Here is a 23,126-nt window from a genome sequence, read left to right on the forward strand (position 1 = left end):
CGACGTTGATCCTCAAGCGTCGCCGCCAGACGTGCTCGTGCCAATGGCGCGCAAGTCCGGCTTACGAGTTGCTGATATGGAAACAGAGGATGTCGCACAAACGATCCGCCGGCGGCTCGCGACACGACCGAGAGCGCGACAGATCTCCTTGATCGGCACCGTCAAGTTAAGGAATTAGGGCGATCGGGGAGCGGACGACCGGCATGCCGATCGCCTGGGACACTCCTAGTTCGGGGTACCTGTGGTGCGGAGATTTGACCTTTTCTCCGCAATTTAGGCGGAGAATAATATTGCTTATCCGACGAATGTAGCAGGCTATTCCCTGAGTGCTCACCAAAAGGACGATGCGAGATCGTCGCCGCGGATGCCTCGATCGACGAATCTTATTGACTTGAAATCGATAGCGATACGCCGTGGCGGGCAACCACCGTTGTGGAAATGATTTTCAAAGATCACGCGGCCCAGCTTTTCGTTGCCGATCTTACATTTGTGGCAAAACGACCTGATGATGGCAGCTCTCCTAACCACGACATGCCTATCGAATACGGATGGGTGCTCGGTTTGACCAACGACGAGCGCTCGGGATCGTAAGGACTCTTCAGATCAAGCCTCGCGGGCGAGTGCCGCAAGATCGGTTTCGAGATTCGGTTGATGCTTAAAGATGGCTTCAATCAAGGCTTGCGCTGGTTGCTCGGCGGCCTCAACAAGCGCCGCTTTGTCGGTCCGCGCAGAGGGAGCAAACACTCGCTTGACGACGGTCGGCGAGCCCTTAAGACCGCATTTGGAGACGTCCTCGACGCCGGCATCGTGCGCGTTCCATTTCACGATTGGTGCTCGCGCGGCACGCAGGGCATCCGCCATCGTGCCCCGCCGTATCTGGTTGGTCGCCTCTAGCATGGTGATGAGACAGGGCAGCCTCGTGTGCAAAACCTGGATACCACCTTCGGAGCGTCGCTCCGCTTCAATCGTGCGTGCGGCCAGGTCGAGGGATCTGACCTTGGCGACGTAAGTCAGCTGCAGCACGCCCAGCCGCTTTGCGATGCCGGGACCAACCTGCGCGGTATCCCCGTCGATGGTCTGCTTGCCGGTAAAGATAAGGTCTGGCGGGCCATATTCCTTGCCGATTTTTCGGATAGCGGTTGCCAGTGCGTACGTCGTGGCCAGGGTGTCGGAGCCCGCAAAGCAACGATCGGTGAGCAGTACGGCGCGATCGGCGCCATAGGTCAGCGCTTTCCGCAAGGAGTCTTCCGCCGATTGCGGCCCCATTGTCAGTACGGTTATTTCGCCGCCGAACCGATGGCGCAGCTCCAGCGTAGCCTCGAGCGCGAAGAGGTCATATGGGTTGATGATGGTCGGCACGCCCTGACGCATGATCGTATTGGTCACCGGGTGCACGCGGATCTGCGCAGAATCGGGAACCTGTTTGATGCAGACGACATTGTGCACGGAGTTGCTCCAAAAGTTGCGACAGCTGCGAAGAGAACAGCAAGTGTTGTACCATCGCACCCCATTCCCTGAATTAGCTCATTACTACAATGCCTTAGATGGAGCCCATGCACTCCTGTTGTTCGACGTTCCCGACGAACGAATATCGACACGCGTCGGAGCTGCGACAGCGCTATTCCGTTGGGCATGCCAGCCGAGTGGCGACAGGATCGCTTGCGACAGATTACCGCCGTCAAGATCAGCGCGCCGACAAGCGCCATCGCGGTATCAAACGAAGCTGTTGTACCGGCGGGCGAACGAAGGATAGATGATGCGAACGCGAACAAGAAGGTGGTGATGAAGCCGCCCGATTCCTTCTCGAGCTGCCGGGAGGAGTCTGCGTCGTTGACCGATTAACCGGCCGGAAGCGGCTGGGCGAGGTTCTTCAACGTCGCGCGCATCGCCCATTTCAACGCCCGGCATCGCCACGCGGAAACCGTTGCGGCGTTGACCTGCTGGAAATGGTTGATCACCTGCGGCACGGTGTTGTTCTCCAAATTGGCGACCGTCGCCAGCGATCGCATCATGTTGTTGCTGGTGCGGATCTCGTAGCTCAGGAGCTGCGCGTTCGTGAGGCGGTCCCTCTGACGGACCGGCGGGATTACTTCTAGGAGTGGCCGTCCAAGCTGAAATACTCGGCGTAACTGCCGCCGAGCATGGTCGCCAGCGAACCGCCGACATCGCTCATGTTCAGGCTGAGATCGCTGGTCTTGCCGCGGTCGAACATGACCGTTCTCTTCGACTTGTCGATCTTGAGTTCGTTGTCGAGAAAGATGAACTGTCCGGGCCTTGAACGCGTCCGCCATGAATCTCCGGGCGACCTCGTCGAGCTCGTTCGACGAACCTGTCGTGCCGATGACGAACTGGATCGGCAGCCCGTTGCTACCCGGCAATGGCGGCGGTGGAACGCCACCGAGCGCGCGCCCGCAATACCGTCGAGCACGCCCTGCAGTTCGGGCTGAACGCGCGGTCACACTGCGCGTTCCCACGGCTTGACCACGATGTCCCGAAACCCATCGTCCTCTCGTAAGTGCGTGCGTTCAGAACCGCTTGATCTCGATTCCGTACTTCCTCAGCGCGTAGCCAATCTGGCGCGGCGTTAGTCCGAGCAAGCGCGCTGCTTTTGCCTGAACCCAGCCAGATTTTTCCATGGCCGCGATGACCCGCTCGCGATCAGCTATCTTCGCACCGCTTACGAGGACTGTGCCGGGAGGCACCGGCGAGGCCAGCTCGCTGCCAGCAGGCGGAACCGGCGCGGTCGCTTCAGACAGCGAAGTGATCGGCTTGCCGGGCGCTGGGACGGTCGGTGCCGGTTGGACGGTCGCCTCCTCCGACGTACTTTTCCACAGCATCGCGGAAAGGCACTGACCATGGCAACATGCAAAGTCATTTCTCACGATCGAGGGCCCGGCCGACAGGGTCGCTGTGCGCTCGATGCAGTTTTCGAGCTCGCGCACATTGCCCGGAAAGCCGCAGTTCATCAGCACATCGATCGCACTCGCCTCCAAGGTCAGCGTACGACCGTTCACGCTGTTGAAATTCCTGAGGAACTCGCCGGCAAGCAGCGGGATATCGCTGCGTCTTTCGCGCAGCGGTGGCAGCAGCAAGGGAACAACGCTGATGCGATAGTAAAGATCTGCGCGAAACTCGCTTCTTGCCACAGCCTCTTCAAGGTTCTTGTTGGTCGCGGCTATGACTCTAACATCGACCTTTATGGTCTGATTGCTGCCGACCCGTTCGAACTCCTGCTCCTGCAGGACTCGCAGCAACTTCGCCTGGAACGGGGCCGAGATCTCGCCGATCTCGTCGAGAAACAGCGTGCCTTTGTCAGCAAGCTCGAAACGCCCCTTGCGCGAGCTGAAGGCGCCGGTAAAGGCACCTTTCTCATGACCGAACAATTCGGACTCCAGCACTGTCTCGGGCAGTGCCGCGCAATTCAGCTTAATGAAGGGCCGCTTGGCGCGGGAGGATGATTCGTGAATGGCCTTGGCTACAAGTTCCTTTCCGGTACCGGATTCGCCGCGCAGCAGAACCGTGCTGTTCGATTTGGCGACGACTGCGATCTTCTCGAGCAGCCCGCGCAGCGCCGGGCTGTCGCCAATGATCCCATGGACGGGCAGCTTCTTACGTTCCCGTGTAGGCTGCCTAAGCTCGAATAACTGCTTTTGCAGACGGTCCTTCTCTGCCATCAGTCGCTCGCGGTCGCAGGCGAACAAGCGATGCAGCCTCACTGTCTGTCCTACCAGGTTGGCGATCATGGCGAGCAGCCGCGCGTCGTAATCGAGCCGGAGACTCGACCTCTCGTCACGGACACGATCGATGGTCAGCGTACCCACGACGTTCGGATCAATGCGGATCGGAACTCCGATGAAGGACACTGGCATATTATCTGAGGCACCGAGCACTTCCAGATCAGCTGCGCTGAATGCCGGCTCCGCTGCCACGTTCTCGGCGACAAGAGGCCTGTCGGTCGCGACGATCTGGTCGACCGCCTTCCGCGGCAGGCGCATCCGGTAGCGCTCGTCGCTCCCTTCGCTCCAACCCGCGCCCACGGTAATGTCCGGCATCCCGTCATCGTCGAACAGTGAGACGATACCGTGTCGCATCTGCACAAACGATTGCAGAAGACTCACGACGTTCGCCAGCGTGACCTCGAGGCGGCAAGGAGCAGTGAGTATTTTCGATATTTCGAAGATACCAGTCAGCGCGCTTTCGCGCAGCGGCTCACCCGAGAGCTCGCGTTCCGTCTCTGGGTGAGAGGCAGGTCTTTCGCGTGCGGAAGCGATATGCAGCATAAGGCGGTCTCCATTATTTTGATCATCCTCCCTGGCACCTTGTTCGGGTTTGCGAGCTTCGTTTTGCATGTCATGCTCGATTCAGCGCCACGAGTTGACGAGATGACATAGAAGCGTAACACCTTTTCATGGCACGACGGTAACCTTACGGTCCCTTGATTTCACTTCTTCGGAAATGGGTGCGCGACGTCAGCCTAGAACACAAGCTCGAGCGCTGAGGTCAAGTCAGCCGTGATTCCAGGCTTGCTCGATTCACAGATGTTGCCCACCATTGATCGGCACCTCGGCACCCGTGACATAGCTTGCGGCATTCGAGCATAGGAAGTAGATGACCTCAGCCACTTCATCGGGGGTTCCCACTCTACGTAGCGGGATAGTTGGCACAAGACGCGCCTCTGTATCGGGCGACAACATGTCCGTTCTGATCTCGCCGGGCGCGATCGCGTTCACGCGAATGCCATGCGGCGCATAATCGTGGGCCATTTCGCGTGTAAGACTCGCAAGCGCAGCTTTCGACGTCGCATAGGCGCTGCCGGCAAACGGGTGCACCCGCGAACCCGCAATCGACGTCACGTTGACAATCGATCCTGACGCGGCCCTTAGCTCGTCAAATAAACCCTTCGCCAGCAGAATCGGGGCCACCAGGTTCAGATGGAACACCCTCATCCAGATTTCCGTTGACGTCGTTGACGACGTCAGCCGGTCACCATCGGGTGTTTTCGGCGAGATGCCGGCATTGTTCACTAGCGCGTGCAAAGGTGCACCAGCCAGGCGTTCCTTGACCTCGGTGATCAGGCGCGGCAGCATTCGATGATTGCTGAGGTCGACCTGGACATGATCCTCGCGGCCGGACTCCCACGGGCACCGCTCGCCGTCGAACGGTTGGCGCGCGCAGGAAATGATGCGCCAACCCGCTTCCGAAAACAGCTTGGCAGTGGCATGACCAATTCCGCGCGATGCCCCAGTCAGCAGCATCGCCTTCTGTTCTCCCCGATGGACGCGAACTTTATCGGGGTGAAAGGGACAACCCAAGTGTGTCTGGGGCGGCGGACCTCCGACCAGATCGTCATTCGGCTGATCGAGACCCACGCCCGCCTCCTCTCCTGTAGCGCCGCTGGTGAACGCGTAGCAGGAATCGGGCCACCGCGATGCACGCAAAGGCGCTCCGGTTTTGCGTCCTAATGTCGCGCACGCCGAACGCTTGGCGGATTCGAGACATGTTGCGTGTGCTTTGCGACAGCGACGGTGCATCACCTACACAATCCCCGCAGCCAACTTGGCCCACTGCTAACATCGGACACCAAGCCGCACCCTCATAATCGCGCAAACGAAGGGGCGAGCGGATGAACAGCGTCCATCGCCGAGACACGATTGGTCAGGCTGACGAAGCCGCCCAGCTAGCCGCGTCGATGCGATCGAAACCTCATGTACCAGCTCCGCACGTTAGGTTTTTGTCGCAACTGATACCGACCTCATCGCAGCTCATCGCCGCGTCGATTGGTTACAGCATCAAGAACTGCCACACTGAATGTCCAGCCCAAGATCATCGATCCCGAATGAGTCAGTCCGCGCTAGCGAGTGCCCGGCCGCCGCAACGGAACTCGCCGGCTCAACGTAGACGCTTTCGAAAACTTAATCCGCGATCAGCCACCGCGAAACTTTCACTTCCGGGCACGCGAGGTAAAGCCGAGGACGATCTTCACTAGCGCGGTGGCAATACGTTAAGGCCGCTCTTGTCGCGCTCGAGCTTCAGCGGATCGCATTCTGCCGCCGTATCTTGCTTTTCTTCAGTGCAAGAGCGCGTTGAAGCGTGGGTTTGGGCAACCAATTGCCGCCCGGAAACATAGTGGCAGTACTGCTCGATGAAAAAAGCAGCCACCAGGTCGATGAGACGGGTTACGACCGTCATGAAGCCACGAGCTCTTGTGAGGTTTCCTCAATCAAGATCAATCGGCTCGGATCATTCAAATCGAACTCTATAACGCGTGGCGCAAAGAGGCGCGCATAACGCGTAAAAGCGCTCGTCGGGGGGAAACGGATCACAGTGTCACATCGCGCAAGGAGATACATCTCGATGAGGGCGGAAACGCCGCCCCCGGCTCCGAGCGCCGCACTGTGCAACGGTCCGGCCTGAGGCGCCTGGAAGCGCTTTGGGATCGTGAAAACATCGGGAAACATAGCCGACACCTTCTCAAGGACGAGCGCGCTATCCGTGCACAGGAAAGGCCTGACAGGTTTCGCATGGGGTAACGCCTTGGCCTTGTCGATGGCATTAAAGACCTGTTGCAAGGCGCGCTGCGGATCAGCCCAGTAGGGTGCATGCCCCATAATATCCTCGCCGTTTCCGTGCCGAACATGAATGCCGATCACGCTGTACGGTTCAAAGTGCTCCCGGAAGATGGCATCGATCCGTGCCTGCACTTCGGCTCGCGGCTTGATGCTCCGAAAGATCTCACGTTCAGCCTCCTCATCGCAGCGCCACATCAGGCAGGCGTCACACACAACCGTGTTTGCATCGCTATCTTGCTCGCTTTGGAACAGTTGATCGAGCTCGTCGCGTTCCCGGAAAATCTGCTCGTCCGGTCGATAGGCGCAGTCTATGGTTGGCTTATTCCACCATGCGGGAAAGAACGGTCCCGGAAATGTGCGCTGATTGATCTGGTCGTCGCAGATCACTCGTACGCCAGCAATGTCTTGAACCGGTTCGAAGAAGACTGGAAAGGCGTTGGTGAATGGTTGATCGAGATAACAGGATCCCCGCCAATCGATGACCAGGTTCCGTCCGGTCCGCTGCGCAAAACGCCAAGCTGCCGCCAGCGACCACAAGCAGTCGCCCAACCCCGTACGTCGTCGGGAAACAACGAACCGATCACTTTTTGAACCACCACGCATCTGCATTGCCTCGTTCCGGGCTTTTGGCTGAACAAGAGACGTCATTGGAGACACCTCACATATGATCTCCGCCGATGTTATCGTCGGCGCCTGTGCTGCTTGCGAGTTGCGTCGGTAGAACTTCATGCAGCGCTATCCTCGAAAGCGGTCCTCTCAACGCGTTGCCTCTTTTCTTCCATTCAGAGCTGTTGCGCCGATATACCCGATTTAAGCCGGATGCCTATTGTGCCTGCTCAACCTCGGCCTAGCCTCCTGTCCGTGGAGGCATAGCCATGGCCATACCATAATCGCCGGTTATGCTGTGCCTTGAGCTTTACTGCGGACGCAGGCAGCGCGTGGCGGATGCAGCCGAACGCTGCGCTGCTCCCACACGAGCCGCAGTTCCTTCATTAGATCTTCGCGCTTGGGCTGGTCCAGCATAGTTGTGTCAAGAAGCCAGCCCAGCGAGGCCTCCCCCTCAATCCGCATCAACAGGTCGAAGAGTTCATGCGAGATACGTATGCTGTCACGATCCGAATGTCCCATACGGATCTCGCAGACCGTTTCCTGACGATCTTCCGCTGTGTTGGAGCGAATACGATGAAGGGATGCGTACGGAGGCAATGAAACGCTCAGTGTACGCCAATCCTGCAGCGTTGCCGCCCGCTTCTTCACGAGGAATGGCCCAACCACAAGTCCGTCCAGGTCAGTCGTCAAAAACGTGACGATGGCGTCTGAAACGGAATCCACGATTGGCTCGGCATTGTTGTTAAAGGACGTGTTTAGAAGAATCGGAACGCCGGTTCGCTTCTTGAATGCATTAATGACATCCCAATAGGCAGGGTTTGTGTTGCGCGAGACCGTTTGCAGCCGAGCAGTCCCATCGACGTGCGTGACCGCACCGAGCACGCTGTGGTGGGCTTCACGCACACGAACCACAAAGTTCATAAAGGGAAACTCCCGCTTGCCGCCTGGGAGCTCAAAGAACTCACCTGCATCCTCCTCCAGCACTGATGGCGCAAACGGACGATAGCCCTCGCGCTTTTTGACCATCGCGTTGATCCGATTCTTGTTTTCCGCTGGCCGCGGGTCGGCGAGAATACTGCGATTGCCAAGCGCACGTGGCCCGAACTCAGAACGGCCCTGAACCCAGCCGATCACAGCGCCATTTGCCATCCAGTCGGCCGCACTGGCTGCGATGTCATCACTGCGTTGGATATCGAGGTGGCCGGACCATGCATTGAGCTCCTGTTCTACCGCTTGCTCGGTCCCGAGATCGGGCCCCCAATAGACGTCCGCCAATCGCTCGCGCGGCGCAGGCCGGCCCAGCTCGTTTGACATCATCAATGCAGCGCCGAGTGCGCAACCGGCGTCGTGCGCCGCGGGTTGGACGAAGATGTCGTCGAAAAGCCCGGAATAGAGCAGCTTACCGTTCACCGTGCAATTGTGGGCTACTCCTCCCGCCAGGCACAAACGCTTCATGCCCGTCGCTTCGCGATGGTATCGCAGGATGTGAAAGACGATCCGCTCGAGCGCTTCCTGCAGCGAAGCGCTGACATCTCGATGCTGCTGCGTGAATGGCGTTCCTTTTCGCCGGACCTGCATGCTGCGGATCAAGGCTGGACCGATTCGATCCAGGTGGACACGATAGCCACCATTGTCCAACAATTCGTAGAACTGCGCGAAGAGCTCGCGATAGGGAGCAGGGTCACCATAGGGGGCAAGCCCCATCACTTTGTACTCATCGAACAACCCGTAGCCGAGATAACGGATCGTCTCGAGATAGAACAACCCCAGAGAGTTATGTTCTGGGAAGCTTGCGAGCTCAGTAATTTCGGTGCCAGTCCCTACCGCCAGCATACCTGAGAGAAAATCTCCGCCGCCGTCGACCGCAAAGATCAGACTTTGGTCAAATCCAGACATCGCAAACGCGCTCGCCGCATGCGCTTCATGGTGATTTACGAAGGACACGCGCGACGCATCGACCTCGGCGCCGAACTCCCGTGCCAGCAGCTGCCGTAGCAACAGTTTGGCGTCCAACGGAACGGACTGAGAAACGAACAGCCGCTCGAGCATGGTATTGCAGTAGGTTTCAGTCGCGTAGAACGCGATGCGGTCGATCTCGCCAAGCTCAACTCCTGCAGTTGAAAGGCAGTACCGGATCGAATTGCTTGGGAACTTGTTCGAGTGCTTGACGCGATTGAGGCGCTCCTCTTCGACGGCAGCAATCACACGGCCATCCCGCACTAGAACCGCCGCGCCATCGTGCAGAAATGTATTGGGCAGCTCGGGCGAGCTTTCATAGATTCTGTCCAGACCACCACTCACTCCCAGACACAACATCTCATTCTCCATTTGATCACGGCAGGAAGACCACCAGCGGTTCCAACTAACTCGTCTGTACAGTCACGCGACATCGACCGCGCGCCAGGCAGCATAACCAAGTCTTTTGCGAAATTCGTCTTGATGCCCAGCGACTCAACCCGTTGACGTACTGGGCGTCCGCACCCATCGACCAAAGCGGCAGCCGTACACCCGGCTTGATCAAGTCCTTCCAAAATCATTGCAGTCCTCCTCGCAGCTCGCGCCTCGACCGGTTCGGAGAGCTTGGCACAATTCGTCAACGCAGCAGGCGGCGCCGAAGCAATGCTGTCGACGCGAAGAACGGCAATATCGCGTACATGCAAAGCGCACTAACGTGGAAGGCAGCGCTGACGCTGACCGCGCGCTCAAGCATCGCTGGGCGAATGAGGTCGACCGAATGCGCGAGCGGCAACAAGCCGGCGAAGTGCTGAAATGAGCTCGGCAATTGGCTCATCGGAATGACCGCGCCACACAGAAACACCATGGGTGTCAGGATGAGCGTCTGGTAAAACACGAAGTAGTCGTAACTTGGCGCAAGAGATATGACGACCATCGCCAGACTTGCGAAGACAAGGCCGGTTAGGGCGACCGTCGGCATTGCATACAAAATCGACAGCCAGGACGCATAACCCAGCGCTGCAGCGACAATTCCAATCGCAGCTCCGGCTAGAACGGACTTACTGGCCGCCCACACTAATTCGCCCAGAACGATATCGCCAAGCGTGAGCTGTGTGGACAGGATTGCTTCCCAGGTGCGATTGGCGTCCATCCGAGCAAAGGCGGCATACAAGGTTTCGAAGGTCGCGGACGTCATGGCGCTGGTCGCGACCATGCCCGCTGCCAGAAACGCGATATACGAAGTCCCCTCAACGCGGCCCACGATTAGCCCGAGGCCAAAGCCAAGGCCAAACAGGTTGGTTATGGGATCTGCCAGGTTGCCGAGAAGCGATGCAAGTGCGGCTTTCCTCCACGCCAGGAAGTTTCGACGCCATACCGCGATCCAGTTGTACGCGTTAGCGGGCATCAGCGCCGCATAACTTTCACCCATCCTCATTTCTCCATCTCGCGTCCGGTCAGCCGCAAAAACACGTCCTCGAGATTCGGTGGCCGCTGCAGAATGCGAAGACCCGCTCGCCCGCGCAGTTGCACTCGTACCTGCTCCGGATTCAGCGCATAACAAAAGAGCGTCTCTCCACTCACTTCGATGTGTCGCGCATAAGGCCCGATCAACTCACTGAGCTCATGTGGATCACCGCCGTAGATCTCGATCACGTTGCATCCGATATGCTCGTCGATTAAGGCGGCCGGCTTGCCTTCGGCGATCTTGCGTCCACTCTCGAGCACGCACAGCCGATCGCATAAGCGTTCGGCCTCTTCCATGAAGTGAGTGGTCAAGAGGATCGTCTTGCCACGCACAAGCAGAACGCGCAGGCGCTCCCAGATTAGGTGGCGTGCGTGCGGATCCAGACCGGTTGTGGGTTCGTCCATTACGAGCAGATGCGGATCATTGATCAGGGCACGCGCCAGCGTCAGTCGCCGTTTCATGCCCCCCGACAGCTCGGCGACGCGCACGTCCTTCTTGCTTTCGAGACGCGCAAACTCCAGCAACGCGGGTACGACAGCATCGATCTTCCGAGCGCTCATGCCGAAGTAGCGGCCAAACACCAGCAGGTTCTCTCGTACGGTGAACTGGAGTTCAAGGTTATCGAACTGCGGCACTACTCCAATGCGCACACGCGCGACACGAGCGCGTGCAGGCACGGGCTCATTGAGGACTGAAATCTTGCCTGCGTCCGGCGAGATCATCCCGAGAAGCATACGCGCGATCGTGCTCTTGCCGGCGCCATTCGGCCCGAGCAGGCCGAAGCATTCTCCGCGCGCAACCGAGAACGACAACTCGTCGACGATGATCTTATCGCCAAACGACTTTCTTACGCCGGCAAGGTCGATTGCTGCGCTGGACATGTTCATACTAGGCCGACAGAAGTCGTTCAGTCGACGTAGGCTTCGTTACGGCCGCTTTGGTCCACAGCAGGCCGTCGCACCACACGTGCTCCACGCGTCCCCATTGGCAGGCGGCGGCAGCATCCGGGAAGAATCCTCGCCCATGAAGGTTGGCGCTCGTATTGCAAAGCAGCGGAATGCCCGTGAGCTGCTCAAACTCGACCAGCAGCTCCGCGATTTTGTGCGGAGAGTTGCGGTCAACTGTCTGCAACCGCGCAGAGCCATCCAGATGGACGACAGCGGGGACCTTATCGCGCCACTCCGCACGAGTCTGGTGATCGAACAGCATATAAGGATCCGGCGTCCCGGGCTCGAAGATGTCTGGCGCCCGATCCTCCAGGCAAATCGGCGCCACCGGCCGGAAATGCTCACGGCGCTTGATGTCGTTGAGGTGATCCTTCATTGCCGGCGAGGACGCTGCTGCAAGAATGCTTCTACCGCCCAACGCCCGCGGCCCAAGCTCGGCGCGTCCCGAAAGGAAGATTACGGGCTTGTTGTCGGCGAGGATGGCCGCAAGCTCGCGGAGGGTGCATGGCGCAGCCTCCCATTCTGACGGCTTCTCGCTGGCCTGCAGCGCCGGACCACTGTAGACTGACCATCCCAATGGCCCGAACCCATTTTGCGCCGCCATTCCGCTGCAAGCAGCGCCAATTGCCGAGCCGCTGTCATTTGGGAATGGCGGCACCCAGACCTCATCGAACAATCCCGCCGCGCGAAGCGCACTGTTCCACTTGATATTGAGCCCGCACCCCCCGGCCACACATAGGTTTCTCGCGCCCGGAAGCGACGAGTGCCGTAACAGTACCATCGCGATTTCCCGAACAAGAAGACGTTCCAGGAACACATGAAACGACGCTAGGACGTCCTCCGCTCGCTTGGCCGTCAGGCGCAGTGCGCTCGCCTCGAAAAACTCGTGCACAGCTGCAAGTGACGCTTCCGCATTGTTGATGTCCGCGCGGTAGCGACGCGCCTGCTCCGTATCCCCCGCGAAATGCTTTTCGTAAAGCTCCTGAAACACTGACACGATAGCTTCGTCGACAGAGCCAAGTGCGATATAAGCCATCAGCTTTCCGGCGACGCCCAAGTCCCAATTGGTGCGGTTCGGCTGCCTATAAGGCCCGAAATGAAGGCCCGCAGCAGCATAGGCATGACCGATCATCGGAAACAGGCAGGCAATGAGCCGCGCGCCCCGAGGTTCGACATAGTAAAGACGTGGAAAAATGCAGCCATCCCAAACCAGACAGAACGCGGGTTTTCCGGCACTGGCAAAGGGGCTGGTGCTATATGCTGAGGCGACGTGACCCGTGACGTGCGGGTAACTCTTATAAGGAAACACCTTGCCGCCGAGGATCAGGCCATAGCCATCGACGGCATCAAGAAGGCCCTCGGCATGGCGCTCCACATATGGCGCCCCTTTCAGCGCAATCGGCACCGCCCCACTGAGAACCTGGAACTGCGACTCAATCTCCCCATCCCAGCCGTCAATGACGAATTGATCAATGTCGCGTGGATCCAGGCCATGCTCAGCCAATGCGAGCACAACTGCATCAAGGTTATCGACGGATTGATAGCGTGGATTATTGCCGCGCTTTTCCTGCTCGGTGCAGAAGACGAGCTGCCCGTCCTCGACCACAGCAATTGCCCCGTCGTGTGTTAACTTGATACCGCAGATGCGCATACGACCCCCTGGCCTAATGATCTAACTTTGTTTGTTCTGACGAGTTAGTCGGCTGCCGGAACAGGACGAGCAAGCAGTCCTCGTTGACCGACTCAGCGTGGCAATGCAGACGCTCGACTTCGGATAAACTCTCATTGAAGAAAGCAATCACCGTTTCAGCACCAGCAGCATGACCCCAGCGTCGACACGCGGCGTCACGCGCAGATCCGAAAACCAGCGCGCCATTGGGTGCAAGCATACTCACCAAGTTGCGTATGGCTGTGTGCATCGCGGCGACGTCCTTGAGGTAGTAGAGAACCTCAGCTACGACGATCAGATCGAACTGCTCGGCGGTCGAGAACTGTTGAATGTCGCAGGTTATCCACGTGATATGTGACCATCTCTTCGTCCGTTGGCGCGCTCGCTCAATCGCCTGCGGCATGACATCGACCACGGTGACCCGTTGGCAGTGAGGCGCCAGCAATTCGGTGAATGCGCCGGCGGCACATCCGACTTCGAGGGCATGCGCAATATCTCCGTTGCGCGAGAGCCGGAGCATTTGCGCGTATCGCCGCTGCTCGAACGAGTTGCTGTCGAGACGCCATGGGTCGTCGACGGCCAACTCGCGCTCCAATAGCTGGTAGGTCTTGTCCGGTGTCACGGGTCATGCAGCCTATTTGTAGGCGGTCGATCGATCCCGACCGCAAACACGCTCGGTGGCGGGCAAGCTCGATGGACGGTGCGAAAGCCCGGGCTTACGAATTGCGCCAGAACTCACCCCACTTCTTGCAGAGCCCATCCCGGTGGTCGCGTGTGGGATGACAGCCTTCTTTTCTCCTTCGGTTGTCACATTGACGACTTTGCGCGAAAGCCAATCGCTATTGCTCAATGTGCAAAGCGCATAGGCTTTTAGCGGCAGCAAGAGAAAGACGTTGATGGGGGTGTGGAGCGAGAAGCCGAGAAACCGCACATCGCGAGCACGGAACGCTGCCACACTGCACCGGACCATCGTCATTGCCGCAATCGTCAGCAACGTCCACCAGGCGATCGACCCGCCGATGACGAACTGTGCGAGCGCAGCCAGTGATGACAAGGCGAGAAGCAAGGGGCCAAGATTCTGTCCGACAACGTCTAGCGTGAGATAGCCATCGAGCTCGGGCAGCAGGCGCAACGCAAGAAATGTGTCCCGAAAAGTACTGCGTGCCCAGCGAAGTTGCTGTCGCAGATATGGCGCCAGACTGTCAGGTACCACTGTTGCCGCGACCGCGTCGGGGACATACTCGGTTCGAAACCCCGCCTTGAGCATGAGGATCGTTAGATGACGATCCTCGCCGAAATCACTTGGCTTTCCACGGAAGAATTGCGTTTCGTATTGATCAAGCAGCAAGGCGAGCGCAGAGCGACGATACATGGCACATGGGCCACAGCAACACATCACCGCACCAAAGCGAGCCTGCGCCGCGCGCTCCTCGTTGCAGGCTAACCAGTATTCCATGTCGATCAGCTTGGTCAGCCAGGTCTCGTTGCGATTGCTCGCTATCAACTGCCCCATGGCCGCGCCGACGTCGGCGTCCTGCATCTTCAATACAAGCTTCGTGACCACGTCAGCCGCAAGTATCGTATCCGAGTCGACGTTGAGGACCAGATCGCCCGAAGAGCTGCGTATCGCAGCAATCTGCGCCTTGCGCTTTCCGACGTTCTTGGCCAGCAAAATGATGCGAAACCTCGGATCGTTCGCATAGATTTTGTGCACAGGCTCCACGAGATCGCGATTTGCGGATCCGTCGTCGACCACATGGACCCGCAGCTTTCCAGCGTAGTCTTGGCTTGCAATCGACGCGAGGCATTCAGAGAGTGTGTTTGGGTCCTCGTTGAAAGAGGGTACAATGACATCTACGCTTGGTAGAGCCACCTCGGCTTGTCCGCGCTCGTCCCGCAGCGATGCGGGGCTGGCCGGCCGAGCGTAAAGCGCTTGCGCGCTCTTGTAGACGGTCGAGAGCAGCGCATAAGACGAAACGGCGACGGCGCTGGTTGTAGCGAGCAGGTCCATGGGGGTGCCAGTTTTGTTCAGTGAAGTTGAGGAAGCGGATGGATTTCGAACCCGCGCCGTTGGAGTGCCGGAATCAGATATGACAGCGCCCTCACCGTCTGATCGCGCGAAGTGGCATCCGTGCACGATCTCTCCTCGCCGGGAGGATATCCGTCGTGCAGGAGCACAATTGCGCCCGGTCGAATAGCCGCCAGCACTGAGCTCACGATGCGATCAACCCCAGGGCGCGCCCAATCTCTCGGATCGACCGACCAGTGCACGGCTGCGAGACCAGCCTTGGCTGACGTAGCAAGCACATCTTGGGTCCATATGCCGTAGGGTGCCCGCATGTGCCTGGGCAACGCGTGCGGGCAAGCCGAACGTATCGCCCTGCTCGCCGTTAGCACCTCATCGTGTACCTCTGCTGGTTCGCATCTGGACAAATCGGGATGAGTCATCGTGTGGTTTGCAACCTCGTGCCCTTCGGCGATCATTCGTCGAATGAGTTCAGGTTGATTGGCCACGTAGGTACCAATAACGAAGAATGTCGCAGGCACCCGATGTTGCGTCAGCACATCGAGGACGTCCGGCGTGCAGAAGGGGTTTGGCCCATCATCGAAGGTCAAGTAGACCGAGCGAGTTCCGCTGACGTCACCATAGTTGCGCCGCACCGCGGACAGGGGGATGAGTTCGTTCACAGCTCGGGCCCGTTCCGATCGATAATCGTTCCGGCAGGCCACTCGCCTATTGAGCGTTCAAGCGGGAACACCACCACGAGGACGTCTTCGATGCGGATCGGCGACAAATTTGGGTAGACATCCGGCTGGGTGGAGCGGACGCGAACGCCAGACATCAGGGTTGCCAACCCCTGCCTTCCGACCAGCCTGGAAAGATGCTTCTCAAGCGCGGGCCGGACCGTACCAAAGCCGAACGGCACCCCAAGCTGCTGCAGCGCAGGATACATCACGCGCATTGAGTGACTGATTCCAAGCCCTTCGAGATCCGGACGCACGGCATATAGTCCGAGTTCGGCCACGAGAAGATCGACGCCATCAATCTTGATGAAGCGGCGCAGTAGGCCGATGTGAGCAGCGACGCCGCGTGCGTCGTAACCGATTGCGCGGAGTTCAGGCCGTGCACCGGCCCAACTTCGATTACCTTCGAATGGCTGCGCATTGAACGCACCGGTCGGCCCGTAGCTGTTACGGAAGAAGTCGGCAAGCTCGGCATGATCGGCGAGCTGCAGCTCGTTTTCCCAGCGGAGGCTCCACTGGACTTGAGTGCGCGCGGAAGGCTCTTCCGCAGACCGCGACACGGCAATATTCATGGCGTACTTCCCTGCGCCAGTGGGCGTGAGAGCGGAGATGGTCACGTAAGCAACTCGCTATTTGCCGAACCGGTGATCAATCTGAAATGCGCTGGCATGCGGCATCCGCGCTCGGCTCTCCTCGCAGACCGCGCGAGAGCAGACCGAATCGGAATGGCGGCCTCGTTGGCGGCAAGACGATCTCGCACCTCGCGCGCATCTTTCCGGCCAATGCCATGGTCGAAACATGCCCGGACGTCCCAACGAAGCGATTGGATTGCCCGGAGCCTGTCTGCGGCATGAAGGCGCTCCGCCTCGTCCAAGATCAAGATCGGCGCTGTCGCATCGCGGGGCAGGCCATCGATGCGTGAGAGCTCATCGAGGACACACCCGACTGGCACCAGATCAACTTCGGTTCTATGCATCTTCGACGCGCCTTGAATTGCGATAACTGCGATGAACAGGCGCGCCATTTGGCCAGTCGCCGGAGATATTTGGCATCCGCAATCTGCGCACGCCGCTTGATTGCGACACTAAGGTGAGGCTGAGAACGCTCTCAAGTGTACGCGGGTAAACCGCCGATATGGAAAGGGTTGGCACACACATACGAAGGTTTATCAGGGCCTTCCTAGCGTCACATCGCGCGCTCGGCGCATCGGGAAGAGGCGCAATTCGCATGCGGCAGCGATATCCGTTTCCCAAACTGATTCGGCGGGTGCTTGCACGTCCAGGAGTCTTTCTCGGAGCCCGAGTACGACCAGCAGCCATCATGGTATACCTAATTCATTTTCCAAACTGATGTTTGCTATCCAACATTCCGCAATTTGGTAAAATCGATTGTTTCGATAGAACACATCCACACGATGGATAGACTCACAACATGCGGTTCAAGGGACTAGATCTAAACCTTCTCGTTGCGCTCGACGCTCTGATGACGGAACGCAATCTCACAGCGGCTGCGCGCAAAATAAACCTGAGCCAGCCCGCTATGAGCGCTGCGATCGCGCGGCTGCGCAGCTACTTTCGCGATGAATTGTTTACGATGAGAGGTCGCGAGCTCGTCCTGACACCCGGCGCGGAGGCGCTTGCGGGTCCGGTACGCGAGGCCCTGCTGCACATCCAACTTTCGATCATTTCTCGGGACGCGTTCGACCCGGCTCAGTCGAACCGACGCTTCAGGGTCATTCTCTCCGATTTCATGACAATCGTGTTTTTTCGGAGAATTGTCGATCGCATCGCGCAGGAGGCGCCTGCAGTGCGTTTCGAACTGCTGCCATTTTCCGATGAACCCGGTGAGCTCCTCCGCCGCGGCGAAGTCGACTTTCTCATTCTACCGGAATTGTTCATGTCGAGTGCGCATCCTAAAGCGACGCTATTCGACGAGACTCTCGTATGCGTGGGATGCCGCACGAACAAGCAGCTATCGAGACCACTTACATTCGAGAAATACAATTCTATGGGGCATGTTACGGCCAAGTTCGGACGGGCGCTGAGGCCCAATCTCGAGGAATGGTTTTTGCTCGAGCACGGCTTGAAACGACGCATCGAGGTCATTGTGCAAGGCTTTAGTCTGATTCCGCCCATATTGTTGGACACGAGCCGGATAGGGACAATGCCCTTACGTCTCGCCAGACACTTCGAAAAGCGGATGCCCCTGCGGATTATGGAGCCACCGCTTCCCCTGCCCACTTTCACCGAGGCCGTGCAGTGGCCCGCGTTCCACAACACCGATCCGGCGAGCATTTGGATGCGGCGGATATTGTTGGATGAAGCATCCAACATGGCATCTGAACATCGGGAGCCCCCAACGCGCAGGCGCGGCTAGATTCGCGCCCCCGGCAGATGCAAAATATCCTAATCAATCATTCGACGGCTTGGCCGGCTTTCTCATTTTAACTCCCGTGCGGCCACGCTGCAAAGCGCGCGATCCGGCGATGGATTGCGAGGGCTTACCGGCTCTTGGCCGCGATGATCTCGCAAAGTATGGTTTAGTGCCTTGTCCTGCAAGCAAGGTCCGGCAGCATCGCGGAAGGGCGCGCGTTTTCGAGTGCGATGGTTTAGCGACCCCAATTAAATCGCTTGAACCCGACACTGCGTCAGGTTGTAGTTTGCCTCCCAACGATGTGCTGGCGGACGTCGATGGGGCGAATTGGGCGAACTCGTGGCTGTGACGGGATAGGCACCTACGCTGGTCTGCCGGTGGCAATTTGACCAGGTTGAGTTGCGAGTGTGGTCGGAATTGACGGACTCGCTAGGGTTGGCGCTCCCACGGGCCCAGCCGTATGTCGTCGCCCTGCTCGCCATTCTGCGGTGATCCGCGAGCTACTCTTCGCGATCACACGGCAGGAACAGAGTCGATTCGGGCGAGCCGATGATACCGCTTCAGAAGCAGCCGTTGCCGAACAGTGTACGCACCGTGAAGAGATCGCGTGGGATAATAAGATATGCGTTTCAAAGGCCTGGATCTGAATCTTCTCGTCGCCCTTGATGCTCTGATGGCTGAGCGCAGCCTTTCCGCAGCAGCGCGCAAGATTAACCTCAGTCAACCGGCCATGAGCGCAGCCGTTGCCCGGCTGCGCTCCTATTTCCGTGATGAGCTGTTTGCAATGAGAGGCCGGGAACTTGTCCCAACCTCACGCGCAGAGGGACTGGCGGCTCCCGTTCGCGAGGCTCTGATGCACATCCAACTCTCCATTATCGCCCGGGATGCGTTCGACCCGGGACAATCGAATCGGCGATTCAGGATCGGCCTTTCTGATTTCATAACGGTCGTGTTCTTCCGACATGTCGTCGAGCGTGTCGCACGAGAAGCACCGGCCGTCAGCTTCGAACTGGTGGCGCTCGCCGATGAGCACGATGAGCTTCTCCGGCGCTGCGAGGTTGATTTTGTTATTCTCCCGGAACTGTTCATGTCCAGCGCGCACCCGCGGATAGCCCTATTCGAGGAACGGCTTGTGTGCGTAGGCTGCGGCACGAACGGCCGGCTACGGCGGCGGCTTACATTTGATCAATATATGTCAATGGGCCACGTCGCGGTTAAGCTCGGAGTTGCGCGTCAGCCTCCCATCGAGGAGTCTTTTTTGCTCGATCGCGGCCTCAACCGACGCATCGACGTTCTCGTGCAGAGCTACGGCATGATTCCGCCCATGCTGGTGGGCACGAGCCGCGTAGGGACCATGCCATTAAGGCTCGTTAAGCATTTCGAAAGGACGGTGCCCCTTCGGATTACCGAGCTTCCGCAGCCATTTCCCACCTTCATCGAGGCGGTTCAATGGCCTGGCCTTCATAACAGCGATCCGGAAAGCATCTGGATGCGAGAGATATTGGTGCAGGAGGCGGGTCGCATGACCTCTGCTCCTGACGAGCGCTCCATGATCTGCGCTTTGGAGCAGCCGGAGACTGAAGCAAGCTTGGCGGGACCTGCCTCGCGGCTATCGTAACGACTTTTGCAAGGCGCGCGACCTTGTATCCGGCTGCATGTCTCGACAGCTGCTCCTGCTTGAACTCGCTCTTTGCTCATGAACGTCCCGCAGTCTCGCTGCCCGGTCGGCCATCATGTCCCGTTGCGAAACTCCCATATTGGTATCACGCCGCACATGGCGGCGACGGCTCAAGCCGCCTGCTGCGTTGCCTTAGTTGATCACGCATCAGAGAGCACGCACTGGACGCGTAAGCCAGGCCCTTGCGTTGCAAGCGGAGCCTCGCCTACCGGCCTCATATACACGACTAAGATCAGCTCGGGGCTCGCCGTCTACCCTCAGAGCCAGTAGTACTCCTGATGCCCGGAGCCGATTCGCTTCCGCTGAGCTCACATGACGCACAGCCAGCGCAGCGATTGATTTACGCAGATAGCGGGAATCGCTCGTGCGATTTGCAAGACACCGCGTACCAGTGTTGCCTTGTCGCATCACCTTAAAGCGCTCTGCATCTTCATAGCGCTGCGCCGCCGGACCGACTTCTTTTGGCCCTACCGCGGTCAAACGCTTTGACGAGTGCGCTGCCTTGGCGCAACGACCAACAAGGAGCTAAAACGTTGAAACAATACAGCGGCGTATTCGATCCGGAAGAGCTTTCTGTCTTGGGAAGACTTTTTGATGGCGCAATCACCGCGCTACCCCCGTCGATGCGAACCTCTGAAAATCGAACAGCTGTCGCCAAACTCATCTTGGAGCGTACAGCGATCGGCGAGTCTAGACTGGCATGCCTGATGAACTTGTTGGTCATGATTTCCCCTCAGGGTTGATCGCCAGCCGTTCTGAGGATAGTGACCATCTCTTACGCTGGAATGGAAGACGATCCAGCTAGAGCTTTGAAATAGCTTGAATCATACGTGACGTCAGGTTGTAGGCTTTGAAATTGAACAACATGAGCAAAGCTACACCACGAAGGCGTCGATGGCGCATTGGCGAACTTGCAGAGGCGACCGGAGTAACGGTACGCACGCTGCATCATTATGAACACACGGGTCTCTTAGCCGCATCAGAGCGCACGGACGGCGGCCACCGGATGTACGATCGTGAAAGCGTTCAACGGGTTCATCAAATTCGCGCGCTACGTGAGCTTGGCTTTTCCCTTAGCGAGATCCGTAAAGCGATGGAGGGCACCACTTCACTCATTGACCTCCTGCGCAAGCATTTGGAGCGGATCGAACTTCAAGTCGCCCGAGCAACCCTGTTGCGAGATCGCTTGCGCGACATGACGACGGACAGTGAAATCCAGGTAAGTGTAGATGAGCTGCCTGCCACCTTGAATGCCATGTCTCGGGTCGAGACGCGTAGTCAGGCGTCCCGATGCACATGCAAGTTGGCTGCAGAGCGCGAGGATCGGTGGCGGCGGATCCGGGACGAACTGCGTGATTGTATGGATAGGGGCGAACACCCTTGCGGCGAGCGGGCAAAGGCTGTCGCGGTTGAAGCGCGGTTGCTGATCGGCGAAATCGCCGGAGCTGATTCACGCGTTTCGACGATCCTGAAGGTTCTTGCGCGGTTAAGTGCCCCCCGCAGTCTAGCTGGTTGGGATCCCAGTCTCATGCAGTATCTCGATCTCGCCCTTGCCGGGTTGGAGGATCAGCCGTACTGACAGCTTGGGGGAGGGATGCGTGCAGGATTGCCCGGCGGTCTCTGTCGTCAACATGAGAACGGGATGAGGCCTCGGTAGCTGATTCTGATGCGCGGCGGCTGAGTTGTGCGGCTCAACCGGACAGCTCTTCCCGCTTTTGCCTCGTCGACCTTTCCGCCGACGCCATGTCAGACACTTCCTCAAAAAGGGGCTTGAACCGTACGTAACGTCAAATTGTAGGCTCTACCGTGGCTGCGGTGTGGCTGAGCTGACGCGAATGACTTCGCTTGGCAGAATCAACCGCATCGATATCTGCAAGCAAGTCGGGCCGCAAATCCCGGCAGCTGGTGAGCATTGGAGCTCTATAATGTTGGGTAGGCGTAACGCTTTAGCTGCAAGTGCAGCACTGCTCTTTTGCGCCCTCGGTTCGGCTACGCGCGCTTCCGACGTCAATATTGCCGTGGCTGGTCCCGTGATCGGAAGCGGAGCTGCGTTTGGCGGACAAATGCGCGATGGAGCGGCTGCCACCGTCGAGGCCCTGAACGTGTCGGGCCTACTTCCCGATACCAAGCTGATATCGACTGTCGTCGACGATGCTTGCGATCCCAATCATGCCATCGCAGTTACGAATCAGCTCACAAAAGAGCGCGTCCGACTGACCGTTGGTCATTTTTGCTCTTCTTCGTCGATCCCAGTCTACGACGACGTAGCGGACATCGTTCAAGTGTTACCTGGCTCGACAAATCCTCAGCTAACAGACCGCGGCCTTGAGGCGGCGTTTCGGATCTGTGGCTGCGACGACAAACAGTGCTTCGTTGCAGCTGAGTACATTGGGAGCCAACATAATAATCATCCGATCGCAGTGCTCGATGACAAAAGCGCGGCGGGTAATGACATTGCCGACGCGGTTGCGGCTCAGCTTCAGAGATCCGGTGAATACGTCAATCGCCAAAGCTATGTAGCCGGCGAAAAGAACTGCGCGGCGCTGGTCTCAAGATTGAAGACGGAGGGGTTACGGCTCGCTTATTTCGGCGGCTATCTTACCGAAGTCGGACTGATCGTGCGCCAGGCATCAGAATCAGGTGCCGGCCTCATCATTATGGCGAACGATCCGCTGATGACCTCTAATTTCCGGGTCGTTGCCAGCACTACCGGAAACGAAACGTTGCTCACCTTCATGCCCGAACCCGGCAAGAATACCAATGCGGCCGGCATTGCGACCCGCCTCAACGCGGCCAACATGTCCGCCGAAGGCTACATGCTTTACGCCTATGCAGCCGTCAAAGCCCAGGCAGATGCAGTGAAGCGGGCTAGCTCTTTCGATTCTGCACGAGTCACCGACGCACTTCGTTCGACGCCGACCGATACCGTGATCGGTTCGGTCCGATTTGAGTCCAACGAGGCAAAGCGGCTCCTGGTTTTCTCGTTTCCCGCTGGCGCAGCGGACATGAAGGCGTCCAGCAGAACTGATCGTGGCCTCACGTAGCCTCCCACAATTCAACCAGTGGCACAGATGATAAGACGTCCTCACGACCTTGGTGCAACGATCCTCGCATG

19 protein-coding genes are annotated in these 23,126 nt (G+C 58.4%); 5 read left to right on the plus strand and 14 right to left on the minus strand.

Annotated features, from left to right (window positions below; all coding sequences use genetic code 11):
• Positions 1–603 precede the first annotated feature (603 nt).
• The 14 genes from AKL29_RS10400 to AKL29_RS10460 all read right to left on the minus strand — a co-directional run bounded on the left by AKL29_RS10400 (position 604) and on the right by AKL29_RS10460 (position 16,532).
• A complete protein-coding gene (locus tag AKL29_RS10400; protein WP_050384091.1) occupies positions 604–1,446 on the minus strand; it encodes an electron transfer flavoprotein subunit beta/FixA family protein in 843 nt (280 codons plus the stop codon).
• A 392-nt stretch (positions 1,447–1,838) separates the two neighbouring features.
• The gene (locus AKL29_RS46435; RefSeq protein ID WP_347336978.1) at positions 1,839–1,967 is read right to left on the minus strand and encodes a hypothetical protein; all 129 of its coding nucleotides are present in this window, start codon (positions 1,965–1,967) and stop codon (positions 1,839–1,841) included.
• A 558-nt stretch (positions 1,968–2,525) separates the two neighbouring features.
• Entirely contained in the window at positions 2,526–4,349 is a 1,824-nt protein-coding gene (nifA, locus tag AKL29_RS10410) for a nif-specific transcriptional activator NifA (protein ID WP_050384093.1), read from the minus strand.
• Positions 4,350–4,532: 183 nt separating this feature from the next.
• Positions 4,533–5,369 (minus strand): SDR family NAD(P)-dependent oxidoreductase, encoded by an 837-nt coding sequence (locus AKL29_RS10415; RefSeq protein WP_050384142.1) that lies wholly within the window; start codon positions 5,367–5,369, stop codon positions 4,533–4,535.
• A 613-nt stretch (positions 5,370–5,982) separates the two neighbouring features.
• Entirely contained in the window at positions 5,983–6,189 is a 207-nt protein-coding gene (locus AKL29_RS10420; protein ID WP_050384094.1) for a hypothetical protein, read from the minus strand.
• Positions 6,186–7,298: a nodulation protein NodZ gene (locus AKL29_RS10425; protein ID WP_152977520.1), complete on the minus strand. Its 1,113-nt coding sequence runs from the start codon at positions 7,296–7,298 to the stop codon at positions 6,186–6,188. The genes AKL29_RS10420 and AKL29_RS10425 overlap by 4 nt, the downstream gene beginning before the upstream one ends.
• Before the next feature lie 168 nt (positions 7,299–7,466).
• Positions 7,467–9,494, minus strand: a complete 2,028-nt coding sequence (locus AKL29_RS10430) for a carbamoyltransferase family protein (RefSeq protein ID WP_050384144.1) — start codon at positions 9,492–9,494, stop codon at positions 7,467–7,469.
• A 277-nt stretch (positions 9,495–9,771) separates the two neighbouring features.
• A complete protein-coding gene (locus AKL29_RS10435; protein WP_050384095.1) occupies positions 9,772–10,563 on the minus strand; it encodes an ABC transporter permease in 792 nt (263 codons plus the stop codon).
• A 2-nt stretch (positions 10,564–10,565) separates the two neighbouring features.
• Positions 10,566–11,486: a nodulation factor ABC transporter ATP-binding protein NodI gene (gene nodI, locus AKL29_RS10440; protein WP_152977521.1), complete on the minus strand. Its 921-nt coding sequence runs from the start codon at positions 11,484–11,486 to the stop codon at positions 10,566–10,568.
• 1 nt (position 11,487) lies between these two features.
• Positions 11,488–13,197, minus strand: a complete 1,710-nt coding sequence (nodU, locus tag AKL29_RS10445) for a nodulation protein NodU (RefSeq protein ID WP_050384096.1) — start codon at positions 13,195–13,197, stop codon at positions 11,488–11,490.
• A gap of 13 nt (positions 13,198–13,210) precedes the next feature.
• Positions 13,211–13,837: a nodulation methyltransferase NodS gene (gene nodS / locus AKL29_RS10450; protein WP_050384097.1), complete on the minus strand. Its 627-nt coding sequence runs from the start codon at positions 13,835–13,837 to the stop codon at positions 13,211–13,213.
• Between the two features lie 12 nt (positions 13,838–13,849).
• The gene (nodC, locus tag AKL29_RS10455; RefSeq protein WP_050384098.1) at positions 13,850–15,226 is read right to left on the minus strand and encodes a chitooligosaccharide synthase NodC; all 1,377 of its coding nucleotides are present in this window, start codon (positions 15,224–15,226) and stop codon (positions 13,850–13,852) included.
• A gap of 17 nt (positions 15,227–15,243) precedes the next feature.
• A complete protein-coding gene (gene nodB, locus AKL29_RS40535) occupies positions 15,244–15,903 on the minus strand; it encodes a chitooligosaccharide deacetylase NodB (RefSeq protein ID WP_082190548.1) in 660 nt (219 codons plus the stop codon).
• Complete coding sequence (locus tag AKL29_RS10460) at positions 15,900–16,532, minus strand: NodA family N-acyltransferase (RefSeq protein ID WP_050384146.1); 633 nt, start codon at positions 16,530–16,532, stop codon at positions 15,900–15,902. The genes nodB and AKL29_RS10460 overlap by 4 nt, the downstream gene beginning before the upstream one ends.
• A gap of 859 nt (positions 16,533–17,391) precedes the next feature.
• Here AKL29_RS10460 and nodD1 point away from each other — a divergent pair.
• The 5 genes from nodD1 to AKL29_RS39860 all read left to right on the plus strand — a co-directional run bounded on the left by nodD1 (position 17,392) and on the right by AKL29_RS39860 (position 23,055).
• Positions 17,392–18,336 (plus strand): transcriptional regulator NodD1, encoded by a 945-nt coding sequence (gene nodD1 / locus AKL29_RS10470; protein WP_050384100.1) that lies wholly within the window; start codon positions 17,392–17,394, stop codon positions 18,334–18,336.
• 619 nt (positions 18,337–18,955) lie between these two features.
• Positions 18,956–19,951: a transcriptional regulator NodD2 gene (gene nodD2 / locus AKL29_RS10475; RefSeq protein ID WP_050384101.1), complete on the plus strand. Its 996-nt coding sequence runs from the start codon at positions 18,956–18,958 to the stop codon at positions 19,949–19,951.
• Positions 19,952–20,544: 593 nt separating this feature from the next.
• Positions 20,545–20,754, plus strand: a complete 210-nt coding sequence (locus tag AKL29_RS40540; RefSeq protein ID WP_082190553.1) for a hypothetical protein — start codon at positions 20,545–20,547, stop codon at positions 20,752–20,754.
• A gap of 122 nt (positions 20,755–20,876) precedes the next feature.
• On the plus strand, positions 20,877–21,590 hold the full coding sequence (locus AKL29_RS10480) for a MerR family transcriptional regulator (protein ID WP_193395198.1): 714 nt from the start codon (positions 20,877–20,879) through the stop codon (positions 21,588–21,590).
• Positions 21,591–21,846: 256 nt separating this feature from the next.
• A complete protein-coding gene (locus AKL29_RS39860; RefSeq protein WP_244481907.1) occupies positions 21,847–23,055 on the plus strand; it encodes a branched-chain amino acid ABC transporter substrate-binding protein in 1,209 nt (402 codons plus the stop codon).
• Positions 23,056–23,126 lie beyond the last annotated feature (71 nt).

Origin of the sequence: Bradyrhizobium pachyrhizi, from assembly GCF_001189245.1 — a bacterium.
Classification (GTDB): domain Bacteria; phylum Pseudomonadota; class Alphaproteobacteria; order Rhizobiales; family Xanthobacteraceae; genus Bradyrhizobium; species Bradyrhizobium pachyrhizi.

Coding starts and splice junctions, on each gene's coding strand:
- nifA (WP_050384093.1), bottom strand. CDS start 4,349: ATGCAAAACGAAGCTCGCAAACCCGAACAAGGTGCCAGGGAGGATGAT.
- AKL29_RS10420 (WP_050384094.1), bottom strand. CDS start 6,189: ATGACGGTCGTAACCCGTCTCATCGACCTGGTGGCTGCTTTTTTCATC.
- AKL29_RS10425 (WP_152977520.1), bottom strand. CDS start 7,298: ATGAAGTTCTACCGACGCAACTCGCAAGCAGCACAGGCGCCGACGATA.
- AKL29_RS10430 (WP_050384144.1), bottom strand. CDS start 9,494: ATGTTGTGTCTGGGAGTGAGTGGTGGTCTGGACAGAATCTATGAAAGC.
- AKL29_RS10435 (WP_050384095.1), bottom strand. CDS start 10,563: ATGGGTGAAAGTTATGCGGCGCTGATGCCCGCTAACGCGTACAACTGG.
- nodI (WP_152977521.1), bottom strand. CDS start 11,486: ATGAACATGTCCAGCGCAGCAATCGACCTTGCCGGCGTAAGAAAGTCG.
- nodU (WP_050384096.1), bottom strand. CDS start 13,197: ATGCGCATCTGCGGTATCAAGTTAACACACGACGGGGCAATTGCTGTG.
- nodC (WP_050384098.1), bottom strand. CDS start 15,226: ATGGACCTGCTCGCTACAACCAGCGCCGTCGCCGTTTCGTCTTATGCG.
- AKL29_RS10460 (WP_050384146.1), bottom strand. CDS start 16,532: ATGAATATTGCCGTGTCGCGGTCTGCGGAAGAGCCTTCCGCGCGCACT.
- nodD1 (WP_050384100.1), top strand. CDS start 17,392: ATGCGGTTCAAGGGACTAGATCTAAACCTTCTCGTTGCGCTCGACGCT.
- nodD2 (WP_050384101.1), top strand. CDS start 18,956: ATGCGTTTCAAAGGCCTGGATCTGAATCTTCTCGTCGCCCTTGATGCT.
- AKL29_RS10480 (WP_193395198.1), top strand. CDS start 20,877: ATGAGCAAAGCTACACCACGAAGGCGTCGATGGCGCATTGGCGAACTT.
- AKL29_RS39860 (WP_244481907.1), top strand. CDS start 21,847: ATGACTTCGCTTGGCAGAATCAACCGCATCGATATCTGCAAGCAAGTC.